The following is a 17,073-nucleotide window of genomic DNA, read 5'->3' as shown; positions in this document are numbered from 1 at the left end:
ACCCTTGTTCAGATGTGACCTCGGTCACTATCTTCCGTCCATGATCCGTGCACTCGCGGCCACCCTGGCTGCCGTCGGCGCGACGCTGGTCGCCCCGCTCACCGCATCCCCCGCCCACGCCGACGGCCCCGGAGTCGGCACTCCCTACGTCGTCTCGGTCGGCGACTCCTACATCTCGGGTGAGGCCGGTCGCTGGGCCGGCTCGTCCAACAGCAGCAGCGCGCGGGCCGACGCCCTCGGCTCGACGGCCTACTACGACAACGCCAGCGGGACCGGTGAGGCGATCAACCGCTGCCACCGCTCGAAGAGCGCAGAGATCCACATCGGCGGCGGCGTCGGCAGCCTCAACCTCGCCTGCTCCGGCGCGAAGACCGCCACGGCGACGGGCGACGAGTTCAAGCCCGGGCTCGACTTCTACAGCGGCGCCGAGGGCGTCGGCCAGGCGCGCGCCCTGCAGACCTTCGCCGGCACGCACAACGTGAGGATGGTCGTCGTCTCGATCGGTGGCAACGACTTCAACTTCGCAGGCATCGTCCAGCAGTGCGTGCAGGACTTCCTGCTCTCACCGTCGTGGTGGAAGGACTACTGCTACGACGACAGCAGCGTCACCAGCAACTTCACCACGACCAACGTCGCGAACGTGAAGACGAGGATCGCCGGAGCCCTGACCAACATCCGCACCGCGATGCGCAACGCCGGCTACGCCGACACCCAGTGGACGATGCTGGTCCAGACCTACCCGTCGCCGATCCCCGGCGGCTCCGGCTTCCGCTACAGCCAGAGCGGCTACACGCGCCAGGACACCGGCGGCTGCGGCTTCTGGAACGCTGACGCCGACTGGGCCAACAACACGGCCCTGCCCAAGATCAACAGCACGGTCACCGGCGCCATCACCCAGGCCGGCATCACGAACAGCAAGGTGCTCGACCTCGCGAGCACCTTCAACGGCCGGCGCCTGTGCGAGACCGGCGTCGGGCTCTACGAGGAGGTCGGCATCGCGAACTGGACCTCCGCGGGCGCCGTCGACCGGACCGAGTGGGTCAACCAGATCCGCACCGTCACCACGGCCGGCGACAGTCCGTACTACATCCAGGAGTCGCTGCACCCGAACTACTGGGGGCAGCTCGCCGTGCGCAGCTGCGTGCGCCAGGCGTGGAACGCCGGTACGCCGAAGGGCGGCGCCTGCGTGCGCACCGCGACCGGCCTGCTCAACGGCGAGCCGCGGATGACGCTGCAGTAGATGGCCAGTGCGGGAGTTTCACCGGCCGGCCGGTGAAACTCCCGCACTTGGACGACGAAACTCATGGTTGGACGACGAAGTTTCATCGTCCAACCATGAGTTTCACCGGTCGGCCGGTGAAACTCTCACGTGGTCCTCAGCCGCGCAGGGCGACACCCGTCGGACCGCCCGGCGCACCGTGGCACCGCTTGTACTTCTTGCCCGAGCCGCAGGGGCACAGGGCGTTGCGGCCCACGTCGGCGAACTCGTCGTCGGCGTTGCTCGCCGCGCCGGCGCCGCGGACCTCCTCGTGACCGGTCTCGTCGGGAGCCGAGTAGGAGAGGTTCTGCGGCTGCTTCGGGGTGTCGAGGCCCTTGGCGCTGACCTTGGGGGCCGCCTTGGGCGCGCCGCCCTCGAGGCCGTCCGCGATCTTGTCCAGGCTGAGCCCGCCCTCGACGACGCCGACCGGGGGCTCGGCGAACGCGCCCTCGTGCATCGGACCCGCGTGGCGGGAGCCGTCGGCGTGGTAGTGGACCTCCTCCTCCTGCTCGACCTGGACCTCCAGGTTGAACAGGAAGCCGACGGTCTCCTCCTTGATGCCGTCCATCATGGCGGCGAACATGTCGAAGCCCTCGCGCTGGTACTCGACGAGCGGGTCACGCTGCGAGTAGGCCCGCAGGTAGATGCCCTCGCGGAGGTAGTCCATCTCGTAGAGGTGCTCGCGCCACTTGCGGTCGAGCACGGACAGCAGGACGCGGCGCTCGAGCTCGCGGGCGACCTCCTCGCCGACCTCCTCCTCGCGGCGGTCGTAGGCGGCGTGGGCGTCGGCCTTCAGCGCCTCGACGAGGTCAGGCTTGTGCAGCGCGGCCTGCGAGCCGGCGTCCTCGACCAGGTCCTTCCACGAGATCGAGACCGGCCAGAACTGCTTGAGGTCGGTCCAGAGCTGCTCGAGGTCCCACTCCTCGGAGAACTCGTCGAGCGCGCCGTTGACGTAGCCGCTGACCACGTCGTCGATGAAGGTGCGGACCTGCTCCTCGAGGTCGACGCCCTCGAGCACCTCGCGGCGCTCGCCGTAGATGACCTTGCGCTGCCGGTCCATCACGTCGTCGTACTTGAGGACGTTCTTGCGGGACTCGAAGTTCTGCGACTCGACCTGGCCCTGGGCGTTGGCGATCGCGTTGGTGACCCGCTTGTTCTCGATCGGGACGTCGTCCGGGATCTTCAGCAGCAGCAGGACGCGGTCGACCCAGTCGGACTTGAAGAGCCGCATGAGCTCGTCCTGCAGCGACAGGTAGAAGCGGCTCTCGCCCGGGTCGCCCTGACGGCCGGAGCGACCACGGAGCTGGTTGTCGATGCGGCGCGACTCGTGGCGCTCGGTGCCGATGACGTAGAGCCCGCCGAGGTCGCGGACCTCGTCGTGCTCCTTGGCGACCTCCTCCTTGAACCGCTCGACCATCGCGGGCCACGCGGCGTCGTACTCGTCCGCGGTCTCGCCGGTCGGCTCGAGGCCCTGCTTGCGCAGCTCCTGGTCGGCGAGGAACTCGACCGAGCCACCGAGCATGATGTCGGTGCCTCGACCGGCCATGTTGGTGGCCACGGTCACCGCGCCCTTGTGGCCGGCGAGGGCGACGATCTTCGCCTCCTCGGCGTGGACCTTCGCGTTGAGGACCGAGTGGGCGACGCCCTTCTTCTTCAGCGCCTGCGAGAGGTACTCGGACTTCTCGACCGAGACCGTGCCGACCAGGACCGGCTGGCCCTTCTTGTGGCGCTCGACGATGTCGTCGACGACGGCGTCGTACTTGGCCTCCTCGGTGCGGTAGACGAGGTCGGCCTGGTCGATGCGCTGCATCGGCTTGTTAGTCGGGATCGGGACGACGCCGAGGCCGTAGATCTTGTCGAACTCGGACGCCTCGGTGAGGGCCGTACCGGTCATGCCGGAGAGCTTCTCGTAGAGGCGGAAGTAGTTCTGGAGGGTGACGGTGGCGAGGGTCTGGTACTCCTCGCGGACCTTCACGCCCTCCTTGGCCTCGATGGCCTGGTGGAGGCCGTCGTTGTAGCGGCGACCCGCGAGCATGCGGCCGGTGTGCTCGTCGACGATGAGCACCTCGCCCTCCATGACGACGTACTCCTTGTCGTTGCGGAACAGCTCCTTGGCTTTGATGGAGTTATGCAGGAAGGAGATGAGCGGGGTGTTGGCCGACTCGTAGAGGTTCTCGATGCCGAGGTGGTCCTCGACCTTGGTGATGCCGGCCTCGAGGACGGAGATCGTGCGCTTCTTCTCGTCGACCTCGTAGTCGACGTCCTTGGTGAGCTTCTGCGCGATCTTGGCGAACTCGCCGTACCACTTGACCTCGTCCTGCGTCGGACCGCTGATGATCAGCGGGGTCCGCGCCTCGTCGATGAGGATCGAGTCGACCTCGTCGACGATGGCGAAGTTGTGGCCGCGCTGGACGCACTCCTCGAGCGAGGAGGCCATGTTGTCGCGCAGGTAGTCGAAGCCGAGCTCGTTGTTGGTGCCGTAGGTGATGTCGCAGGCGTACGCGACGCACCGCTCCGCCGGGCGCATGCTCGGCAGGATCACGCCCACCGAGAGGCCCAGGAAGTGGTGGACGCGGCCCATCATCTCGGACTGGAACTTGGCGAGGTAGTCGTTGACCGTGACGACGTGGACGCCCTTGCCCTCGAGGGCGTTGAGGTACGCCGGCAGCGTCGAGACGAGGGTCTTGCCCTCGCCGGTCTTCATCTCGGCGATATTGCCCATGTGCAGCGCCGCGCCGCCCATGACCTGGACGTCGAAGTGACGCTGGCCGAGCACGCGGCGGGCGGCCTCACGGACCGTCGCGAACGCCTCGGGCATGATGTCGTCGAGGTCCTCGCCGTCGGCGAGGCGCTTGCGGAACTCGTCCGTCATGCCGCGCAGCTCGTCGTCGGACATCGCCTTGAAGTCGTCCTCGATGGCGTTGACCGCCTTCGCGATCCCCTCGAGCTGGCGGAGGATCTTGCCCTCTCCGATGCGGAGGAGCTTGTCGATGATCACAGGCACGGCGCCACTCTACCGAGCGCCTGTTACTCCCCCGATTCGCGGCGGCGGTCGTACTCGGCGAACGCCTCGGCCCGCTCCCGCTCGATCTTGCGGCCCAGGCCGTAGGCGGTGCCCCACAGCAGGGCGAACAGGCCCCCGACGACGAACATCATGGGCGCCAGGAAGCCGAGCGCGACCGCGCCGACCTGCAGCGCGTGGCCGACCCGGTAGCCGGACTCCCGCCGCAGGATCCCCGCGACCAGGACGCACAGGACGGCGAGCCCGAGCCCCAGCGAGAGCGCCAGCGCGGGGCTCACGTCGGAGATCGTGATCATGACCGGGACCGACAGCGCGACCGCGATCGCCTCCAGCGTCAGCACGGCCGCACACATCCCGCGTCGCGGCGACTTCTCCCGCTCCGGGTCGACCGGTGCGACCTGGTCGGGCTGCTCCGTGCCGCTCACTTGAGCCCGCCCAGCAGCACCCGCGCCTCCCCGACCGTCACGACGGAGCCCGTGACCAGCACGGCTCCGGAGCTCAGCGCGTCGGAACCGGCGGACTCGGCGCGGGCCGCGGCCTCGTCGATCGCGTCCGCGAGCCGGGGTACGACGCTCACCCGGTCCTCGCCGAACACCTCGCGCGCGACCTCGGCCAGCCGGTCGGCCGGCATCGCCCGCTCGGTGGAGTTCTGGGTGACCACGACGTGGGCCAGGTGCGGCTCGAACGCGGCGAGCAGGCCCTCGGCGTCCTTGTCGCCCATCACGCCGATGACGCCGATGAGCGGGTCGAACTGGAAGGAGTCCTCCAGCGCGGCGGCCGTGGCCTCGGCTCCGTGCGGGTTGTGGGCCGCGTCGAGCACGATCGTCGGGCTGCGGCGGATCACCTCGAGCCGGCCCGGCGAGGTCATCTCGGCGAAGGCGCCGCGGACGACGTCGTCGCCGAGCGGCTCCTCGCCGCCCAGGAAGGCCTCCACCGCGGCCAGCGCCGCCGCGGCGTTCTGCGCCTGGTGCGCGCCGTAGAGCGGGAGGAAGACGTCGTCGTACCGGCCCCGGAGGCCCTGGAGGGTCACGACCTGGCCACCGACGGCGGCAGCGCGTGCGACGACGCCGAACTCGAGGCCCTCCCGGGCGACGGTCGCGCCGACCTCGGCGGCCCGCTCGAGGAGGACGGCGGCGGCCTCGGCCGTCTGCTGGGCGAGCACCGCTACGGAGCCCGGCTTGATGATCCCGGCCTTCTCGCGCGCGATCTCGGCGGGCGTGCCGCCGAGGTAGTTGGCGTGGTCGACGGCGATCGGGGTGACCACCGCGACGTCGGCGTCGATGACATTGGTCGCGTCCCACGAGCCACCCATCCCGACCTCGACGACGGCGACGTCGACGGGCGCGTCGGCGAACGCGGCGTACGCCATGCCGACGACGGCCTCGAAGAAGCTGAGCGGGTGGGCCTCGGCCTCGTCGACGAGGTGCATGTACGGCGCCACGTCGTTGAACGCCCGCACGAAGGCCTCGTCGTCCAGCGGCTCGCCGTCGACGCTGATCCGCTCGGCCATCCGCTCGACGTGCGGGCTGGTGAAGCGGCCGGTGCGCAGGTCGAGGGCGCGGAGCAGGGCGTCGATCATCCGCGAGGTCGAGGTCTTGCCGTTGGTCCCGGTCAGGTGGATCGACCGGTAGGCGCGCTGCGGGTCGCCGAGCAGCTCGGTGAAGGCCCGGATGCGGTCGAGCGAGGGCTCCAGCCGCGTCTCGGGCCACCGGGACAGCAGGGCGTCCTCGGCCTCGGCGACGGTCTCGGCAGGGCGCGCAACAGGCTCAGTCATGGCTCTCGGCAGTCTAGGGTGTCGGCGCGGGAGGGAGTGAAAGCATGCGAGGTCGCGCGCTGGCGGGAGTGCTCGCCACGGTGGCGCTGGCCGTCTCGGCCTGCAGCGGGAGCAGCGAGGGTACGCCGGAGGCGGGCCCGACCACGTCCGAGGCGCCGCTGATCCCCGAGCCCACCGCGGTGCCGACCGTGCTGCCGAGCGATGTGCTCGCCGGCGAGATGCAGGACCTCGCCAAGCTCGCCGAGCGGCTGGCCCAGCAGCTCCCGCAGCAGAATCGGCCGGCGCCGATCGACGTCGCCGCCGGGAGCGAGCATTGGCGCCCCGGCGTGGCGTACCGCGGCTACTTCGCGGACCCGGACATCGTGCGTGCCGACGGGCGCTGGTACGCCTACGCGACCAACACCTCCCACCTGCGCCTGCCGACCCTCGTCTCCCGTGACCTGCGCACGTGGACCCCGCTGACCGACGGCGCCGGCCGCAAGGTCGACCCGCTGCAGCCCGCCGGCTGGGTGCGCTCCCGTGGCGGCGGCCAGAGCCTGTGGGCACCCGGCGTCGGCAAGGTCGGCAAGGGGTGGACGGCGGCGTACGCCGCGCAGGCCGGCACCAGCGGCGGTGAGCGGCACAACTGCATCGGCCTGGCGCGCGGTCCCTCCCCCGCGGGCCCGTTCCGGCCGGTCGGCGAGCCGCTCTGCTACGGCCAGGCGCAGCTCGGCGTGATCGACCCGGACGTCTTCGTTGACAGCACCGGGCGACCGTGGCTGCTGTGGAAGTTCTCGGGCGTCGTCAACCGGCGCCCGGCCGGCCTGTTCGTCCGCCGGCTCAACGCCGACGGCACCGGCTTCGCCGAGGGCTCGGAGACGCGCGAGCTGCTCACCCTCGACGAGGCGTGGGAGGGCGACACGATCGAGAACCCGAGCATGGTCCAGTTCCGCGGCGTGACCTACCTCTTCTACTCCGGCAACTCGTGGGAGCGGGCGGACTACGCGACCGGCTACGCCATCTGCGCGGGGCCGGAGGGTCCGTGCGTGCGGCAGAACCACGGCGCCCCGCTGCTGACCACGGCCACGACGGGCAACCCCGGTCCGGGCGGCGCGACCGGGTTCGTCGACGGGAAGTCGCTCCGGCTCGTCTACCACGCGTGGGACCGGGTCGGCGGCCTGCGCCGGATGCACGTCGCCGGGCTGTGGCAGCGCGACGACGGGACGCTGGAGGTCGTCGACCCGGGCTAGCCGGCGGTCCTTCGCGCCCGCTCGACGAGCATCCGGATCCAGCCGCCGACCTGCCGCATCGTCGGCTCGGCGGCGTCGAACACCGACGCGTGTCGCCAGTAGCCGTGGAGCTGGCCGAGGTAGCGGGTGCCGACGACCTCGACGCCGGCCTCGGCGAGCAGCAGCACGAGGTGCTCGCCCTCGTCACGCAGCGGGTCGTGCTCGGCGGTCGTGACCAGCGTCGGCGGCAGCGTGCCGAGCCGGTCGGACAGCAGCGGGGCCAGGTCGGGGTCGGCCAGGTCGTCCGGCGACGCGTACTGCTGCCAGTACCAGGCCGCCTCGCTCGGCTCGAAGCCGTCGGCGGCCGTGCGGTAGGAGTCGAAGGCCGCCGTCGGGTCGAGGAAGGGGTAGATCAGGGCGACGCCCGCGAACCGGCCGGGATGGCGCAGGGCCGTGACCAGGGCGAGGTTGCCGCCCGCGCTGTCGCCGTGCGCGAACGTCGGCAGGCCGGCCAGCTCCGGCTGGGTCGCGAGCCAGGCGACCGCAGCCGTCAGGTCGTCGGGCGCGGCCGGGAAGCGGTGCTCGGGCGGGCGCCGGTAGTCGACGCTGAGCACGGCGGCCCCGGCGATCGCGGCGAAGCGACGGACGGCCGCGTCGTGCACCTCGACGTCGTTGAAGACGAAGCCGCCGCCGTGCGCGTGGACCACCACGGCGTCGTACCCCTCGGGGAGGTAGAGCCGGGCCGGTACGCCGCCGGCGTCGACGTCGCGCACCTCGCCGATCGGCACCTTCTCCTGGGCGGCCGCCGCGACGCGGGCCTGGTGGCGCGCCGCGGCGATGTCGTACGACGGGTCGGTGACGGGGAGCTCGCCTGCGGCGTCCTCGATCGCCTGGCGGGCCTGGGGGTGCAGGGCCATGACCGCAAGGCTAGGAGATCAGCGCGACTCGAGCGCCAGCCGGCCGGCCAGCACCGCGAAGCTCGCGGCGAAGGCCTTGCGCACCCGGTCGACGACCGTGGGCCGCGCCAGGACCTGGTCGCGGACGGCGGCCGCACAGGCGCCGTACACGGCGAAGACGACGAAGGTCATCGCCATGAAGACCGCGCTCAGCCCGAGCATCGTGGGCACGGCGCCCGAGCCTGCCGGCACGAACTGGGGCAGGAACGCGAAGAAGAAGATGGTCAGCTTCGGGTTGAGCAGGTTGAGCGTGATGCCGGAGACGAGCACCGCGCGCGTCGAGGAGGTCGCGGCGGACTCCTCGTCCACGGCGAGCACGCCGCGGTCGCGCCAGGTCGACCACGCCATGAACAGCAGGTAGGCGACGCCGGCGTACTTCAGGACCGCGAAGGCGACCCCGCTCGCGTGCAGCAGCGCGGCCAGGCCGGTGATCGCGGCGACCATGTGCGGGATCGTGCCGAGGGTGCCGGCGAGGGCGGCCAGGACCGCGGCGCGGGTGCCCCGGGTGAGGCCGGCGGCGATGGCGTAGAGCGCGCCGGTGCCCGGCGTCGCGACGATCACGAGCGAGGTGAGGAGGAAGGCGGTGCCCATGGTGCTGAGACTAGGCGAGCCGGGGCGATCGGTCGTACGACGAGAGGCGTACCTTCACGCGCTCCGCTCGAGCTTGTAGTGCAGCCGCATCGCCGTGGCACCCCACAGGCGCAGCACGTGGTCGGTGCGCAGCACGCCACGGTCGTCGACGTACACGTGGAAGGTCTCGTGCACCGGCATCCGGGAGGCGTGGGTCGAGCCGTCCTCGACGACGACATAGGCACCGTCCGCGCCGAACTCCCCCGCCGGCGAGGAGAGGAGGAGGGATCCGTCGGCCCGCACCTGCGGCTGCAGGAACACCTGGACGTTGCCGGACTCGAGCGGGAAGGCGACGTGGACCGAGGGCCGGGCGGCGCCGGGCAGCGTGCGCGTCGAGTAGCAGCCGCTGAACACGAACTCCCCCGTCGCCCGCAGCGTCCGCAGCCAGCCGGCGGCGACCTGCCGGCCGTCGGCGTCGCGGATCACCGGGACCCGCGACTCCATGCCGTGCGCCACGTCGAGCGGCCGCATCGGCAGGGCCAGCTGCTCGACCCGCTTGCCGAAGAACCGCGAGACCAGCTCACCGCCGGGCCAGGCCCACGGCGCCCACGAGCTCCAGGCCTCGAGGTGCCAGTCGGCGGTGTGCTCGTAGAAGTCCCGCACCTGCGGCCGCAGGTCGGCGGCCCGGAAGCCCGGACCGTCGAGGTCCGCCATCGACGGGAGCAGGCCCGCGCCCGGGGTCTCGTCGTCGACGTACCCACCGTGCAGGGCGGCCTCGGCCGCCAGCCATCCGTCGCGGACGACCGGGCCGCTGCTCGTCGGCGCCCGCAGCCACGAGTGCTCGCCGTCGAGGTCGACCGGACGGCCGGTCGCGCGCCAGAACTTCCGGGTGCCGAGGTCGGCGAGCTGCGCGAGCATCAGCCCTCCAGCCGGGCCAGCTCCTCGTCGACGATCGCCGTGTCGAGCTTGGTGAAGATCGGCGTCGGCTTCGCGACCGGCCGCCCGACCTCGACCGGGTGCCGCTGCCACGCGGGCACCTCGGCGTACTCGCCGGTGATGATCGGGTACGACCGCTCCGGGTCGTCGAGGTCGGCGACCTCCTCGATCCGCGGCATCGGCGCGATCGTGCCGGCGCCACCGAAGACCTTGTCGACCTCGTTGGCCGAGAACGGCAGGAACGGGCTGAGCAGGAGGTTGAGGTCGGCGACGCACTGGGCCATCACGTGCAGGACCGTGCCGAGGCGCTCGGGGTCCTCCTTGATCTTCCACGGCTCGGTGTCGGAGACGTACTTGTTGACCTCCGCGACCGCGCGCATCGCCTCGCCGATCGCCTGCTTCTGGCGGTGCCGGCCGATCAGGTCGCCCACCGTGCCGAAGGCGGCCTCGGTCGCGTCGAGGACCGCCTGGTCCTCGGGGGTCAGCGCACCGGCGGCCGGGATCTCGCCGAAGTTCTTGGCGATCAGGTTGGCCGTGCGGTTGACCAGGTTGCCCCAGCCGGCGACCAGCTCGTCGTTGGTACGACGGACGAACTCCGCCCAGGTGAAGTCGGAGTCCTGGTTCTCGGGGCCGGCAGCGGCGACGAAGTAGCGGAAGGCGTCCGGCTGGTAGCGCGCGAGCAGGTCGCGCACGTAGATGACGACCTTCTTCGACGAGGAGAACTTCCTGCCCTCCATCGTCAGGAACTCGCTGGAGACGACCTCGGTCGGCAGGTTGAGCACGCCGTACTCGCGGGGCTGGCCGCCCTTGTCGCCCTTGCCGGCGTAGGCGAGCAGCTCGGCCGGCCAGATCTGCGAGTGGAAGGTGATGTTGTCCTTGCCCATGAAGTAGTAGGACAGGGCCTCGGGGTCGTTCCACCAGTCGCGCCACGCGTCCGGGTTGCCGGAGCGGCGCGCCCACTCGATCGAGGCCGAGAGGTAGCCGATGACCGCGTCGAACCAGACGTAGAGCTTCTTCGTCGGGTTCTCCCGCCACCCGTCCAGCGGGACCGCGATGCCCCAGTCGATGTCGCGGGTCATCGCCCGCGGGCGGATCTCCTCGAGGATGTTCTTCGAGAAGCGGATGACGTTGGGGCGCCACAGCCCGGTCGCCTCGCGGCCGTCGAGCCACTCGGTCAGCGCGTCGGCGAGCGCCGGCAGGTCGAGGAAGAAGTGCTGGGTCTCGATGAACTCCGGCGTCTCGCCGTTGATCTTCGAGCGCGGGTTGATGAGGTCGTGGGGGTCGAGCTGGTTGCCGCAGTTGTCGCACTGGTCGCCCCGGGCGCCGTCGTACCCGCAGATCGGGCAGGTGCCCTCGATGTAGCGGTCGGGCAGCGTGCGGCCCGTCGACGGCGAGATGGCGCCATAGGTCGTCTGCTCGACGAAGTAGCCGTTCTCGTAGACACCGAGGAAGAGCTCCTGCACGACCGCGTGGTGGTTGCGGGTCGTGGTGCGGGTGTAGAGGTCGTAGCTGACGCCCAGCCCGACGAGGTCCTCGACGATGAGCCGGTGGTTCTTGTCGGCCAGCTCCTGCGGGGTCATCCCCGCCTCGTCGGCGGCGATCAGGATGGGGGTGCCGTGCTCGTCGGAGCCCGAGACCATGAGGACGTCGCTGCCCGCCATCCGCTGGTACCGACTGAAGACGTCGGAGGGCACACCGAAACCGGCCACGTGGCCGATGTGGCGCGGGCCGTTGGCGTACGGCCAGGCGACGGCGGAGAGGACATGCGTCATGGGGAGGATCCTATTGACCGGTCCCCTCCGCCGCCGAACGGCGTCCTCAGGAGAAGTCGAGGTCCCCGGTGCGGGAGCGCTTGAGCTCGTAGAAGTACGGGAACGACGCGACGGCCACGGTGCCGTCCCAGAGCCGGCCGGCGTCCTCGCCGCGCGGGATCTTCGAGAGCACCGGGCCGAAGAAGGCGGTGCCGTTGACGTGGATCGTGGGCGTGCCGACGTCGTCGCCGACGGCGTCCATGCCCTCGTGGTGGGAGCGCGCCACGGCCTCGTCGTACGACGCGTCGGTGGCCGCCTCGATCAGGGAGGCGTCGAGGCCGGTCTCCTCGAGCACCTCGGCGATCAGCGCGAGCCCGCCGTCGGGCTGCTCGTGCAGCTTGCGGCCCTCGAGGTGGATCCGCTGGCCGAAGGCGTCGTACATCGGGCGGAGGACCTTGTCGCCGTACTGCTGCTGCGCAGCGAGCAGCACCCGCACCGGGCCCCAGGCGGGGGCGAGCATCGCGCGGTACTCGTCCGGGATGTCGCGGTCCTTGTTGAGGTAGGCCAACGACATGACATGCCACTGGATGTCGAACTTCCGCACCTGAGCCGCCTCCAGCAGCCAGCGCGAGGTGATCCAGGCGAAGGGACACAGCGGGTCGAACCAGAGGTCTGCTCGGTTGGGGGTGCTCATGACTGGTTCAACTCCCCAGCGGCGCCGGGTTGTTCCCGGCGCCGCTGCGGAGTTTCCCCTCACCCCACGACGGCTACTTCACGACCACGGTGGCGGTGGCACGCTTGGCGACCACGCTGCTGCTGCCGCGGAAGTAGACCTTGACGTTCTTCGAGCCGACGGCCAGGTCGTCGATGGTCACGCGGACCAGTCCGTCGACGAGCTGTGCCTTGCGCACGTGCCGGCCGATGGTGACCTCGACCCAGCCGGCGACGGGCGCGACGCCGGGAGCCGTGACCCGGACCGCGACATTGGCCTTGCCGCGCCCGCCGCTCGTGGCCACCTTGAGGGTCGGGACCGCCTGGGTCCGCGCGGTGACCGCGTCGACGGCGAGCGGGACGTAGCGCGGCCGCGTCAGCGTGGCCTGGACCGAGATCGTGGCGCCGACGTCGGCGACGGTCTGCACGTAGCGCGACCGGGTGGCGCCGGGGATCGGGACGCCGTCGCGCAGCCACTGGTACGCCGCGGTCACGTCCGCGGGCTCGTAGGTGCCCGGCACGGCGTTGAGCTGGTAGCCGACCCGGTTGGTCCCGGTGATGGCCAGCGGCTTCGCGACCGTGATCTTGCCGGCGAGCACGGGTCCGACCTGGGCCGCCGCGGGCGCGGTCGCCGTGGTGTAGCCGTCCTTGCGGGCCACGGCGACGACCTTGATCATCGCGCCGTCGTGCTCCGGCTTGAGGGCGAGCGTCGAGCCGCCGTTGCCGCGGATCCGGACGCCGTCGGCGTACCAGCGCCACTCGATCGCGGGGTCGTCCGGGTCCCAGCCGCCCGCGGTCGCGGTGAGCACGCCGTCGACGAACGCCTCGCCGCTGATCACCGGCTGCTCACCGGTCTCGAAGGTGCCGGGGGCGACGTCGGCCGTCGCCTTCGTGGTCACCGTGACCGGGTCGTAGCCGGACCGGGTCGCCTTGACCCGGACGGAGATGTTCTTGCCGACCAGCGCGGGCGTCAGCTGCAGGCCGCCGCCGGTCTGGCCCGGGATCGCGACGCCGTCGGCCAGCCACTGCATGGTGCGCTTCGCGGACGGCGTCCAGGTGCCGGGGTCGAGGCGCAGCGCCTCGCCGACCTTGGGCGTGCCGGTGACCTTCGGCGTGACGGTCGGGGTCAGCTTCTTGTCCACGAAGTGGATGAAGCCGGTCGGCCAGCGGCCGCTGTCCTTGGTGATCCGGCGCCAGTGGAAGGTGCCTCCCCAGCTGTCCATCGAGATGATGATCTCGCTGGAGGAGACGACCTTCTCGACGTACCCGACGTGGCCCGCCGAGCCGCTGCCGTTGTCGTAGCGGCCCCACCAGGCGACCGAGCCGACCGAGGGCACCTGGTCGGTGATGTCGCGCATGTACAGGCCCCACTCGCTGGCGTTGCCGCCGCCGACCCACGGGCGCGTGGCGGACATGCCGGCCTTGATCATCCGGTAGGCCACGTAGTTGGTGCAGTTGTGCCCGGAGTACATGTTCCAGTACATCCGCCCGCTGACCGCGCCGTAGCCCGCGTCGGAGTAGCCGGCGCTGTTGCATCCGCTCCAACCGCTGCAGAGGTCGGTGACACCTGCCGATGGTGAGACCGGTGTCTCGTCCCTGACGGTGATGCCGACGGCCACCAGGAGGGTCGCGAACAGGGCGCTGGCGGCGACGGACGTCCCCCAGCGCAGGACCGGGCCACGGTTGCGCATGTCGAACACCATCGGACACATCTGCCTCAGAACGCAACAAAAACCCCGAAAAACCCACGAATCACTGGCGTGTCGCGTTGACTTTTGGAAGTTACACCGTTGTGATTCGCCGCCGCACTGCCGAGGCCACCGTCAGTTGTCTGACAATGTGGGGCGGATGCGAGGATGACTGCCATGCCCGGCACCAACCTCACCCGCGACGAGGCGGCCACCCGCGCCGCGCTCGTCGACGTGGCCTCCTACGTCATCGACCTCGACCTCAGCGACGCGACCCGCGACGGCGTCGAGACCTTCGGGTCCACCACGACCCTGACCTTCACCTGCCGCCAGCCCGGCGCCAGCACCTTCGCCGACCTGGTCGACGCGACGGTGCACGAGATCACGCTCAACGGCGTGGCGCTGGACCCCGCGACGTCGTACGCCGACAGCCGGATCGCGCTGCCCGACCTGCAGGCCGACAACGTGCTGGTCGTGAAGGCCGACTGCACCTACTCCCACACGGGCGAGGGCCTGCACCACTTCGTCGACCCGGCCGACGGCAAGGTCTACCTCTACTCGCAGTTCGAGGTCCCCGACGCCCGACGCGTCTACACCACGTTCGAGCAGCCCGACCTGAAGGCGCCCTTCACGTTCAACGTGACCGCCCCCGCCCACTGGAAGGTCGTCTCCAACGCGACGACCCCGGAGCCCGTCGCCACCGGCGCGAGCAATGCGCAGGGCGAGCCGCTCGCGGTCTGGAACTTCCCCGCCACCAAGCCGATGTCGACCTACATCACCGCCGTCGTCGCAGGTGACTACTACGAGGTCCAGGACGTCTACGAGGGCAAGTACGGCACGATCCCGCTCGGCCACTACTCGCGCCAGTCGCTCAAGGAGTACCTCGAGCGCGACCGCGAGGAGATCGTCACCCTCACCAAGCAGGGCTTCGAGTTCTTCGAGGACGCCTTCGGCTACCCCTACCCGTTCGGCAAGTACGACCAGCTCTACGTGCCGGAGTACAACATGGGCGCGATGGAGAACGCCGGCTGCGTGACCCTGCGCGACGAGTACCTCCCCCGCTCCCGCCAGCCCCGCTCGTTCTACGAGTTCCGCTGCTCGGTGATCCTGCACGAGATGGCGCACATGTGGTTCGGCGACCTCGTCACCATGAAGTGGTGGGACGACCTGTGGCTCAACGAGTCGTTCGCCGAATGGGCCTGCTACCACGCCGAGGCCCTCGCGACGTCGTACACGGACGCCTGGACGGGCTTCACCAACGCCCGCAAGCAGACCGGCTACCGCGCGGACTCGCTGCCGTCGACGCACCCGATCGCGGCCGACAACGTCGACCTGCACGCGGTCGAGGTCAACTTCGACATGATCACCTACGCCAAGGGGGCGGCGGTGCTCAAGCAGCTGGTCGCGTGGGTCGGGCTGGACCCGTTCCTCGCCGGGCTCAAGCAGTACTTCCACGACCACGAGTTCGCGAACACCGAGTTCTCCGACCTGCTCACCGCGCTCGAGAAGGCCTCCGGTCGCGAGCTCACCGGCTGGGCGCAGGAGTGGCTGCAGACCGCGGGCACGAACACCCTCTCCCCCGCCTTCGAGCTCACCGCGCAGGGCACCTACGCCACCTTCGCGATCGACCAGGTCGCGCCCGAGGAGCACCCGACCCTGCGCCGCCACCGGGTCGGCATCGGCTTCTACAACACCGTCGAGGGCCGCCTCGTGCGCACCGACTACGTCGAGGTCGACGTCGAGGGCGCCCGCACCGAGCTGCCCGAGCTGGTCGGCAAGGCCCAGCCCGAGCTCCTCCTGCTCAACGACCAGGACCTCGCCTTCGCGAAGATCCGCCTCGACGAGCACTCCCGCGCCACGGCGATCGCCCGGCTCTCGGACCTGGACGACTCGCTCGCCCGCGCGCTGGTGTGGAGCGCCGCCTGGGACATGACCCGCGACGCCGAGCTCTCCGCGACCGACTACGTCGAGCTGGTGCTCGGCAACATCGGCAGCGAGACCGACGCGTGGGGCGTCAGCCGGATCCCCGTGTACGCCGCCCAGGCGGTCACGCTCTACGCGGCCCCGGCCACGCGTGCCCAGCTGGCCGACCGCTGGGAGAAGGGCCTGCGCGCCCTCCTCGAGGCAGCCGAGCCGGGCACCGACCACCAGCTGACGTTCGCGCGGGCCTACGCCGCCGCCGCGCGCAGCGAGGAGGCGATCGCCGAGCTGGAGGGCATGCTCGACGGCACGCTCGTCCTCGAGGGCCTGGCGATCGACCAGGACCTGCGCTGGGGCCTGCTCACCGCGCTCGCCCGGGTCGGTCGCGCCGACGACGCCCGGATCGACGCCGAGCTCGCGGGCGACAACACCATCTCCGGCCAGGAGAAGTCCGCCGCCGCCCGCGCCGCGATGCCCACCGCCGCCGCGAAGGAGCGGGCGTGGCAGCAGGCCGTGCTCGACCCGGCGACGCCGAACGAGACGCAGCGCAGCGTCGTCCTCTCCTTCTGGCAGGCCGGCCAGGAGGAGGTGCTCGCCCCGTACGTCGCGACCTACCTCGCCGACGTCGCCGGCACCTGGGAGCGGCTGGGCGCGCACAAGGCGTCGGTCGCGCTGGAGTTCATCTTCCCGCGCCTGATCGCCACCCCGGAGACGCTCGAGGCCGTCGACGCGTGGCTCGCCGCCAACGCCGACGCGGTCAACCCGGGCGCGGTGCGCTACGTGCGCGAGGGCCGGGCCGACGTGGCCCGCGCGCTCGCCGCCCAGGCGTTCGACGCCTCGTAGCGCCCCCGGACACGGCAACGGCCCGGCGCCCCTCGGGGTGCCGGGCCGTTGCGCGTCGTGGTGGCGGGCTCAGTCCTTGGCGAGCTCACCCAGGAGCTCGATGCCGCGGTTGAGGCCGCCCGCGAGGTCACCCTCGGCGAAGCGCTCGGTCATCGCGGCGACGGCCTGCTGCGCCTCGTCGTCGGTGAGCCGCTCGCGGACGTGGCCGCCGGTCACGATCTCGACCAGCCGGCGGTCGGGGTCGACCATCACGAGCACGCTGCGCGCCGGGAGCACGAGCGTGTTGTGCAGGCTGGTCGCGAAGTCGCGCGGGTCGCCGCTGGCAGCACCGACGAAGACCGAGATCTCCGCCCGGCAGGCCTGCTCGGCGTTGCGGATGGTGACGTCGAGCGCGGCGCGCTCGGTCGCGTTCAGTGCCGTGGTGCTCATGGCCGCG

13 protein-coding genes are annotated in these 17,073 nt (G+C 71.0%); 3 read left to right on the top strand and 10 right to left on the bottom strand.

The features are described from left to right. Positions 1-40: 40 nt before the first annotated feature. Positions 41-1,240 (top strand): SGNH/GDSL hydrolase family protein, encoded by a 1,200-nt coding sequence (locus BJ993_RS17660; RefSeq protein WP_218864736.1) that lies wholly within the window; start codon positions 41-43, stop codon positions 1,238-1,240. A gap of 136 nt (positions 1,241-1,376) precedes the next feature. Here BJ993_RS17660 and secA read toward each other — a convergent pair whose 3' ends face one another. From secA to folC, 3 genes are read right to left on the bottom strand one after another with little or no spacing between them, the layout of a single operon-like run. Beyond that, on the bottom strand, positions 1,377-4,262 hold the full coding sequence (secA, locus tag BJ993_RS17655; RefSeq protein WP_179650276.1) for a preprotein translocase subunit SecA: 2,886 nt from the start codon (positions 4,260-4,262) through the stop codon (positions 1,377-1,379). A 23-nt stretch (positions 4,263-4,285) separates the two neighbouring features. After that, positions 4,286-4,705 (bottom strand): DUF4233 domain-containing protein, encoded by a 420-nt coding sequence (locus BJ993_RS17650; RefSeq protein ID WP_308645616.1) that lies wholly within the window; start codon positions 4,703-4,705, stop codon positions 4,286-4,288. After that, entirely contained in the window at positions 4,702-6,054 is a 1,353-nt protein-coding gene (folC, locus tag BJ993_RS17645) for a bifunctional tetrahydrofolate synthase/dihydrofolate synthase (RefSeq protein ID WP_036540875.1), read from the bottom strand. The genes BJ993_RS17650 and folC overlap by 4 nt, the downstream gene beginning before the upstream one ends. A 44-nt stretch (positions 6,055-6,098) precedes the next feature. On the opposite strand from folC, the gene BJ993_RS17640 reads away from it, so the two are divergent. Next, positions 6,099-7,283 (top strand): glycoside hydrolase family 43 protein, encoded by a 1,185-nt coding sequence (locus BJ993_RS17640; RefSeq protein WP_179650275.1) that lies wholly within the window; start codon positions 6,099-6,101, stop codon positions 7,281-7,283. Here the strand turns inward: BJ993_RS17640 and BJ993_RS17635 are convergent. The 6 genes from BJ993_RS17635 to BJ993_RS17610 form a co-directional block, all read right to left on the bottom strand. Beyond that, positions 7,280-8,179 carry an alpha/beta hydrolase gene (locus tag BJ993_RS17635; RefSeq protein ID WP_179650274.1) on the bottom strand — a complete coding sequence of 300 codons (900 nt, stop codon included), beginning with the start codon at positions 8,177-8,179 and terminating at the stop codon, positions 7,280-7,282. The genes BJ993_RS17640 and BJ993_RS17635 overlap by 4 nt on opposite strands. Before the next feature lie 18 nt (positions 8,180-8,197). Next, positions 8,198-8,809 carry a LysE family translocator gene (locus BJ993_RS17630; protein WP_179650273.1) on the bottom strand — a complete coding sequence of 204 codons (612 nt, stop codon included), beginning with the start codon at positions 8,807-8,809 and terminating at the stop codon, positions 8,198-8,200. Positions 8,810-8,863: 54 nt separating this feature from the next. After that, positions 8,864-9,706, bottom strand: a complete 843-nt coding sequence (locus tag BJ993_RS17625) for a hypothetical protein (RefSeq protein ID WP_179650272.1) — start codon at positions 9,704-9,706, stop codon at positions 8,864-8,866. Beyond that, entirely contained in the window at positions 9,706-11,496 is a 1,791-nt protein-coding gene (metG, locus tag BJ993_RS17620) for a methionine--tRNA ligase (protein WP_179650271.1), read from the bottom strand. Before metG ends, BJ993_RS17625 begins: the two co-directional genes overlap by 1 nt. 46 nt (positions 11,497-11,542) lie before the next feature. Continuing rightward, positions 11,543-12,169: a mycothiol-dependent nitroreductase Rv2466c family protein gene (locus BJ993_RS17615; protein ID WP_179650270.1), complete on the bottom strand. Its 627-nt coding sequence runs from the start codon at positions 12,167-12,169 to the stop codon at positions 11,543-11,545. Positions 12,170-12,242: 73 nt separating this feature from the next. Continuing rightward, a complete protein-coding gene (locus BJ993_RS17610; protein WP_179650269.1) occupies positions 12,243-13,889 on the bottom strand; it encodes a CHAP domain-containing protein in 1,647 nt (548 codons plus the stop codon). Between the two features lie 162 nt (positions 13,890-14,051). Between BJ993_RS17610 and pepN the strand changes: the two genes are divergently transcribed. Continuing rightward, on the top strand, positions 14,052-16,637 hold the full coding sequence (gene pepN, locus BJ993_RS17605; protein WP_179650267.1) for an aminopeptidase N: 2,586 nt from the start codon (positions 14,052-14,054) through the stop codon (positions 16,635-16,637). A gap of 69 nt (positions 16,638-16,706) precedes the next feature. Here the strand turns inward: pepN and BJ993_RS17600 are convergent, their stop codons facing one another. Beyond that, positions 16,707-17,066: a DUF5130 family protein gene (locus BJ993_RS17600; RefSeq protein ID WP_179650265.1), complete on the bottom strand. Its 360-nt coding sequence runs from the start codon at positions 17,064-17,066 to the stop codon at positions 16,707-16,709. Positions 17,067-17,073 lie beyond the last annotated feature (7 nt).

It is taken from the genome of Nocardioides aromaticivorans, assembly GCF_013408525.1.
Taxonomy (GTDB): domain Bacteria; phylum Actinomycetota; class Actinomycetes; order Propionibacteriales; family Nocardioidaceae; genus Nocardioides; species Nocardioides aromaticivorans.
The sequence above is the reverse complement of the archived record's forward strand: the minus strand, read 5'-3'. Positions and strand labels throughout refer to the sequence as shown.

Coding starts and splice junctions, on each gene's coding strand:
- BJ993_RS17660 (WP_218864736.1), top strand. CDS start 41: ATGATCCGTGCACTCGCGGCCACCCTGGCTGCCGTCGGCGCGACGCTG.
- folC (WP_036540875.1), bottom strand. CDS start 6,054: ATGACTGAGCCTGTTGCGCGCCCTGCCGAGACCGTCGCCGAGGCCGAG.
- BJ993_RS17640 (WP_179650275.1), top strand. CDS start 6,099: ATGCGAGGTCGCGCGCTGGCGGGAGTGCTCGCCACGGTGGCGCTGGCC.
- BJ993_RS17635 (WP_179650274.1), bottom strand. CDS start 8,179: ATGGCCCTGCACCCCCAGGCCCGCCAGGCGATCGAGGACGCCGCAGGC.
- BJ993_RS17630 (WP_179650273.1), bottom strand. CDS start 8,809: ATGGGCACCGCCTTCCTCCTCACCTCGCTCGTGATCGTCGCGACGCCG.
- BJ993_RS17625 (WP_179650272.1), bottom strand. CDS start 9,706: ATGCTCGCGCAGCTCGCCGACCTCGGCACCCGGAAGTTCTGGCGCGCG.
- metG (WP_179650271.1), bottom strand. CDS start 11,496: ATGACGCATGTCCTCTCCGCCGTCGCCTGGCCGTACGCCAACGGCCCG.
- BJ993_RS17615 (WP_179650270.1), bottom strand. CDS start 12,169: ATGAGCACCCCCAACCGAGCAGACCTCTGGTTCGACCCGCTGTGTCCC.
- BJ993_RS17610 (WP_179650269.1), bottom strand. CDS start 13,889: ATGGTGTTCGACATGCGCAACCGTGGCCCGGTCCTGCGCTGGGGGACG.
- pepN (WP_179650267.1), top strand. CDS start 14,052: ATGCCCGGCACCAACCTCACCCGCGACGAGGCGGCCACCCGCGCCGCG.
- BJ993_RS17600 (WP_179650265.1), bottom strand. CDS start 17,066: ATGAGCACCACGGCACTGAACGCGACCGAGCGCGCCGCGCTCGACGTC.